We start from the raw sequence: 7,960 nt of genomic DNA, 5'->3' as shown, positions 1-7,960 counted from the left end.
CTCAGCTCCTAGAATTCCTTTAGTTTTCGATATGCACATCATCAATGTCAGCGGCTGCTGCCGCGAAAGAAACCGGCAGCAGCACTTTTTTGCAAGGGGTGATGCAGAACCTTTTGTCAGGAAGTTCTAGCTGTCTACAGATTCATATTCATTCAATAATTCCTCAAGGTCTTGTAATGAAATTTTGTCATAACCGTAGTCTGAAGACGTTTTTTCAGTTTCCTGCTTGCTCATGCAATGGTTGATCACCGTCTGAAGACTTTCTTTGTACGTTTGGTTAAAATCACGAATGGTGTGATCGCCGTACTCACTCCGGTTAAACGTCGTGCTGATGATAAGCTGTTGATTGGCAACGACTGAGTCGATCTCAACCGACGCATCTCTTGCGCTTTTTTCCCCGATGCTTTGTCCTTTCGGGAGCTTCGATGATGAAAATTGCCCAGCCGCCGTATCATGATCGATCTCGCCTAAATAATTGAATAATATCGGAGGCCTTTCATCCTTCAAAAGCTCTTCGTCTTTTGACAAAAATTTCAGGATTCCGTACCCGATTCCGTTATTCGGTATTTTCCTCAAGGTTTCTTTCACCATTTTTATGGTCATGGACAATTCTGTTTCGTCTTCTAAATCAATGAATACGGGATATATTGAGGTGAACCAGCCTACCGTTCTGCTGATATCAACGTCCTGCAAAATGTCTTCTCTCCCGTGGCCTTCCATGAGAATTTTGAGCTTGTTTTCTCCCGTCATTTTCCTTGCCGTGATTAACAAAGCCGTTAACAGGATATCGTTGATTTGCGTATTGTATGCTTTGTGTACTTCGCCAAGCAGTTGTTCCGTTTCCGTTTCGCTCAAAAAAACGCTGAGCGTATTGCTGTTTTCATAGTTATCCTCTGCGCGTCTTTGTTTAGGGAGAAATGCCATCGTTCCTTTTGAGATGTCCCGCCAATAGTCTCTTTCTTTGAAAAGCTTTTTGGTTTGTGCATATTCAGCCAGTTTCTCCGAATACGTTTTGTACGAATCGGTTTTATAGCCGAGCTCAATTGTTTTGCCTTGCAATGCTTGACTGTAGGCGGCCTCAAAATCCTCGAATAAGATTCTCCAGGACACTCCATCTACGACAAGGTGATGAATCGCAATCAAAAGATGGTCGCCGTTATTTGTTTTGAAAATGGCCAGCTTCATCATGTTTCCTGCTCGGATTGAGATTTCTTTTTGAACGGCCGTCGCTGTCTGATAAACGATTTCCTCAAGGTTCGCTTCCGTCTTCATATCATAAACATACAAATCGAAGACGCTGTCTTCCAAACCTCGGTTATGCTGAATGATTTCGCCGTTTTTCTCTTTGTATATCATTCTTAATGCATCGTGCTGTTCGACTAGTTTGCGGAAAACCTTTTCGACGGTCTTTTCATCAAAGCCGTTTTTTCTGTACAGCATAAAAGCCTGATTGTAATGGTTCTGCTCTATTTTATTTGCTTCAAAAAACGCCCTTTGGATCGGGGTCAGCGGCGCTTCTCCTTGAACGATTTCGTTGTTTTGGCGCGCTTTCGCCTCTTTTTTTACGTATTTGCTGAGATGTTTGATGACAGGGTTGGTAAACAGATCCTTCACCTGAAGTTTGAGATCGGCTCTCGATAATCTTGAAACGATTTGCAGAGCCTTTATTGAATCTCCGCCGACTTCAAAGAAATTATCATTGATTCCGATTTTGTCCCTGTCGAGCACTTCCTGCCAAACCGCAGCCAGTTTTTCTTCCGTTTCATTTCGCGGCGCTTCGTATTCGATTGCCGATCGATCTTCGTCCGGTTCCGGAAGTGCTTTGCGATCGACCTTGCCGTTTGGTGTAAGAGGCATCCTGCTGATTTGAACAAAATAGGAAGGTATCATATAGTCCGGCAAATGATTGGACAAATATTCCCTTAGTTCATTTGCATGGATGTTCTTTTGGGCGACAATATAGGCGCACAGGTACTTGTGACCTTTGCCGTCTTCCCTGTCAATCACCACTGCTTCGCTTATATCCTGCTTACCAAGCAGCCGGCTTTCAATTTCGCTGATTTCGATTCTAAAGCCGCGGATCTTTACCTGGTGATCGATTCTGCCCAGGAATTCAACATTTCCGTCCGGCAGCCATCTTGCCAGGTCTCCCGTTTTGTACATGTTCCCGCCGTCGTCAAAGCGGTTTGGAACAAATCTCTCCTTCGTGAGTTCAGGGTTGTTAAAATATCCTCTTGCAATCCCCTCGCCCCCGATGTACAGCTCTCCATAAACGCCGACGGGCTGAGGGTTTAATGAGGAATCTAATATATAAAATGCGGTATTGTCCAACGGTTTTCCTATAGGGGTATTCGCTATGTCCGGGATATTCTCCAAGTCTTCCTCATAATAACTTGAATCAACGGAAGCTTCAGTAACACCGTAGCTGTTGATGATTCTCATGCTTTTTCCATACTGTTCGACAAGCCATTTATAATCTTTGATGGCACAGCTGTCTGACCCCATGATCAGCAGTTTCATGCCGGAAATATCCAGATGTTGATGATGGATATATTTCATAAAAGGAATCACAAAGCTTGGCGTCGATTCAAAAATATTAATATGATATTTTTTTATCATTTCGTATAATAGATTCATTTCCAGCTTCGCGTCATTTGGCACGATATACATCGTTCCGCCGTTGAAGAGACTTCTGCATAAGTCTCCGGCAAAAACATCAAACGATATGCTCGCCAGCTGCAGCAGGTTTACTTTAAATGTCTCTAATTCATAGTGCCTTCTCCAGTTGTAATGGGCATGAATAAGATTTCCGTGCTCCACCATAACACCTTTTGGATTTCCCGTCGTACCAGACGTATAGATGACGTATGCCAAATCGCCGGAAGAGTTGATGTGCTCCAGGTTGCTTCGATCAGAGGCATAGGCATCCGGTGAGCTCATATTCACGATTTCGCCTGCAAAGCTGATGCTGCCGATGAGGCGGTCTTGAATCAGCAATATATCAGCACCGCTGTCTTTGAGCATATATTCGATCCGCTCTCTCGGATACTCCGGATCGATCGGCAGATATGCGCCTCCGGCTTTTAAGATCGCCAATACACCCGTCACCATATCCAATGAACGTTCTGCCATCATTCCGACGATAGATTCCCGCCGAACGCCCTTTTTGCGCAAAGTTTTTGCCAGTTGATTCGCTTTTTCGTTTAATTCGCCGTAGGTCAATGTTTGGTCCTTAAAGACCGCTGCCGGAAGATTCGGTGTTTTTTCCGCCTGTTCTTCAAACAGCTTTGGCAAAATCCCTGTCGGATGCCCTGTCTTCGTATCATTAAATTGATAAAGTACGGCGTTCCGTTCTTCTTCTGAAAGCATATTGATTTCGTTTAATGTCTTTTCGGGATGATCTGAAATATCTTTCAATATATGAATGAAGTGCCCAGCTAACGTTTCTGCGGTTTCTTTTTTAAATAATCTCGTGCAATATTCCAGATGGAAGGCTACCCCATCAGCGGTTTCCGCCGCCGCCAAAGACAAATCGAATTTTGAAATATGGAACTCCATGCTGCACGTTTCTACATCGAGCCCTTCTATCTGCGGCTCAGCATCATCCAATGACTGCATGTCAAACATCGTGTCAAATAAAGCATTTCTGCTGATATCCCGTTCCAAATCTAATTTGTCTACGAGCTCATCGAACGGATAGTCTTGATTTTCATAGGCATTTAACGTATGTTCTTTTACTTCTTTTAAGTACTCAATGAATCTGCTGCCGCCCTTTGGATAATTTCGCATCGCAAGCGTGTTGACGAACATTCCGATCGTGTTTTCCACATCCTCATGGGTTCTTCCGGCTATCGGTGAGCCTACGATCACGTCTTCCTGTCCGGTATATTTTGAAAGCAGCACCGTATATCCCGCCAAAAGGAGCATGTACATCGTAACGCCGTTTTCTTTGGCGATTGTTTTCAATTTTTCGGTCAGCTCGCCGCCGATTTTAAATGCGAACCTGTCCCCTTCAAAGCTTTGCATTTGCGGCCTTGGATAATCGGTCGGCATGTTGAGAACGGGAATATCATCTTGAAATGTATGAAGCCAGTATTCTTCCTGTTTTTTGATCCTGTCTTTTTCATATGATTCTCTTTGCCATTCAGAATAATCTTTATACTGGATTTTTAAAGGCGGCAATGGCTTTTCTTCATATAATGCAGCCCATTCCTTCATAAAGATCCCCATTGACATTCCGTCTGAAATGATATGGTGCATATCAATCAGCAGGATATGTTCATCCTCGTTCACCTTGAGAAGCTCTGCTCTTAGAAGGGGCGCTTCTTCAAGGTCAAACGGCTTGATAAATCGATTCATACGTTCCTGTAGGCTTTGTTTCCCCAATTCGGCGGATGTGATTTCAAAGTTGACTTCCTCTTCTACCTTTTGGACGGGTTCGCCGTCCACCGTAACAAAGGATGTCCTGAATCCTTCATGTCTGTCAATTAATGCTTTGAAGGCTTTTTCAAGCTTTTCCTTCTGGAGCCTGCCCTTTAATTTCATTGCAAAAGGCATGTTATAGGCTGTTTGGCTGTCTTCGATCTGATTGAGAATATACAATCTTTTTTGGGCGGATGAAAGAGCGTAGTACGCCTTCTTCTCCGCTTGTTTTATGGCTGAATGAACCGTTTGATGTTTTTGTTTGATATGTGCTGCGATTTCTTTAATCGTCGGATGGCTGAACATTTCCTTCAACGTCACTTCCGCATTCAATTCTTTTTGAATGTTAGCGGCCAGCGAGAAAGCCTTCAGGGAATGTCCGCCTATCTCAAAGAAGTTATCGTTTATGCCGATCTTCTCCGTACCCAATACTTCCTGCCAGATCGATAAAAGCTTTTCTTCCGTCTGATTTCGAGGAGCTTCGTATCGCGCTTGTGCAAGCTCCCTTGCATCAGGCTCCGGCAGTGATTTGATATCCGCCTTTCCATTGATGGTACGCGGGATTTTGTCCAGCTTTACGAAGTGTGACGGCACCATGTAATCTGGAAGATTCTTTGCCAGCGATTTTTTGATCTGGTCGATCGTCGCGTCTTTGTTTTTTAGTGTGATGTAAGCACACAGATATTTATTTTTGCCGCGGTCTTCCCTGGCTATGACGATCGCTTCGTTGATATCGCCGTTCTCCAGCAGTCGGTGTTCGATTTCTTCGAGCTCGATCCGATAGCCGCGGATTTTGACCTGCTGATCGATTCTCCCTAAAAATTCGAGATTGCCGTCAGGGAGCCATCTCGCTAAATCCCCTGTGCGGTATAACCTCTCGCCTGAGGCATCCAATATAAAAGCCGTGTCTGTCAATTTTTTATTGTTTACATATCCACGCGCCAGTCCATCGCCGCCGATCAGCAGTTCGCCCGGAATTCCAACCGGCTGAGGCCGGCCGTATCGATCGGCAATATACACCTTATAATTGCTTAAAGGTCTGCCGATTGGAATGCCCGTTCTGGCGCGGTCTTCGCCGCTTAACTTATAATAAGTTGCGCAAACCGTCGCTTCCGTCGGGCCGTAGGAATTATAAACATCTGCGCCTTTTATGATGTTTTCGACATACTCATATTTTAAAACGTCTCCTCCGCTGATGAATTTCATATTCTGATGAAAGGCCAAATGTTTGTTTTTATCTATTTCATTTAATAACAGCGGGGAGCAGCTCACGAGTGTAACGCGATGCTTGTTGATGTTTTCCACCAGTTCATCTATGCTCGCATCGCCGATTTTTTTGCTGATCACAAGCCGTCCGGAATTTGCCAAAATCGGATAAAGCTCCTCGGAAAATGCATCAAATGAAAATGATACGACCTGGAGTACTGTATCGTTTTCGTGCAATGGAACCCTTTTCGTAAATGAATGAATATAGTTGATGACATTGCGGTGAGTCGTCATCACTCCTTTTGGCCTGCCGGAAGAACCCGAAGTATAAATGACATATGCCAAATCGGCGGCATCGTTTACACGCGGAAGGTTTTCTTTACTGAAAGACCCGGTGTCTTCAACGGTAATCAGCTGAAACCCCTCTGCTTTAGACTTTAAATGCTCCTGTGTGAAGACGGCATCAACGCCGCTGTCTTGAAGCATATACATTATTCTGTCTGCCGGATAGTCCGGATCAATCGGCAGATAGGCTCCCCCCGCTTTTAAGATCCCGATGATCCCGATGATCATCTCAAGGGAACGGTCTGTCATGATGCCCACAACCGTATCGGGTTTTACTCCGTTTTTTCTGAGCAGCCGCGCCAATTGATTCGATTTTTCGTTAAGCTCCCGGTATGTCAGATGCTCATCTCCAAATATGACCGCGGTATGATTCGGCGTTTTTTCAACGCGATCTTCAAACAGCCCGTTTATTGTCTGATGTTTCGGATAGTCCGTTTTCTCATGATTGAATGTATGTAATACCGTATGTTTTTCTTCTACAGACATCATGCTGAGTTCGCATAATGTCCGTTCGGGATGATAGACAGCGTCCTTTAAAAGATGTAAAAAGTGGCTTGCCATTCGTTTGATCGTTTCTTTTTTAAACAGTTTCGTACAATATTGGAAATCCAGCTTGATATGATCCCCGTGATGAACCGCCGTAAGACTTACATCAAATTTTGACACATCAAATGCAAAGCTGTATGGTTCAAAAAGCACTCCGCCGGCATCAAATTTAAAGTCATCAGCATTTTGCAGATCAAACATCGTGTCAAACAGCGGGTTTCTGCTTGTGTCTTTTATCAGGTCCAATTTTTCAACCAATGCATCAAATTGATAATCTTGATTTTCATATGCGTTTAACGTATGTTCTTTTACTTCTTTTAAGTATTCGGTAAATGTCATGTCGCCTTTAGGATAATTTCTCATCGCAAGGGTGTTTACGAACATTCCGATTGTATGTTTCAAATCGGCATGAGATCTGCCCGCAATCGGCGAACCTACAATGATATCTTCCTGTCCCGTGTATTTTGAAAGAAGGATGGTATACACCGTCAAAAGAAGCATATACATCGTAACGCCGTTTTCTGCCGCTAGACTACCCAGTTTTTCGGTCATGTCATGATCCAATTCAAAAACGGTTCTGCCGCCATCAAAGCTTCGGTTTTTTGGCCTCGCGAAATCAAGCGGCATATTCAAAACCGGAATTTCGCCTTGAAAAACATTCAGCCAATAATCTTCCTGCTTCTTCAGCCCGCCTTTTTTCTCGGTTTCTCTTTGCCATTCCGAGTAATCTTTATATTGCGTCACAACCGGGGATAATGGTTTGCCTCCGCAAACATCGGCCAGTTCTTTCATTAAAATTCCAATGGATACGCCGTCTGATATGATATGGTGCATATCAACCATCATCATGTGTTCGGCTTCGTTGACTTTTACGATTTCCGCTCTTAAAAGCGGAGCTTTTTCTAAACGAAAAGGTTTGATAAACCTCCCGATTTTCTCCTGAATGCTTTCTGTTCCCAATTCGCTGTATCGCAAATGAAAATCAACGTCCGGTTCTATTTTTTGCACCGGCTCGCCGTCGACCGTTTCAAAAGAGGTTCTTAACGCTTCATGCCTGCCGATTAACTGCCTCCATGCATGTTCAAGCCGGCTGATTTGAAAATCGCTTCTTATTTTCACCGCAAGCGGCATGTTGTATGCGATTCCGCTTGCGTCAAGCTTATTTAAAATAAACATCCTCTTTTGTTCCCTTGATAAAGGGTAGCATCCGTTTTTGGACAGCGGAGCTTTCGGAATGCCGTGCTCCTTTTTCGCGCCGTCGATTTCAAGAGCAGCTATGATTTCTTCTTTATGCTGCTTTATTTTTCGCTTTAATTCAGGGGTCAATAATTCCTGAGGGCCAATGATTCTGATTTTTCCTTGGTTATGATATAAGAAAATATGTTGCTTTTTTAATTCATTTATGAAGTCGATTATACTCATATCAATCATCACTCCATTC

The 7,960-nt window shown here is 43.7% G+C and carries 1 protein-coding gene; it reads right to left on the bottom strand.

Features of this window, described 5'->3' with window-relative positions; translation table 11 throughout:
- Positions 1-126: 126 nt before the first annotated feature.
- Positions 127-7,941: an amino acid adenylation domain-containing protein gene (locus NSQ39_RS07095; RefSeq protein WP_341014424.1), complete on the bottom strand. Its 7,815-nt coding sequence runs from the start codon at positions 7,939-7,941 to the stop codon at positions 127-129.
- Positions 7,942-7,960: the final 19 nt, after the last annotated feature.

Source organism: Bacillus sp. FSL W8-0848, from assembly GCF_038007805.1.
Classification (GTDB): domain Bacteria; phylum Bacillota; class Bacilli; order Bacillales; family Bacillaceae; genus Bacillus; species Bacillus glycinifermentans.
Note: the sequence above shows the minus strand (reverse complement) of the source record. Positions and strands in the feature narration are given on the sequence as shown.

Coding starts and splice junctions, on each gene's coding strand:
- NSQ39_RS07095 (WP_341014424.1), bottom strand. CDS start 7,941: ATGAGTATAATCGACTTCATAAATGAATTAAAAAAGCAACATATTTTC.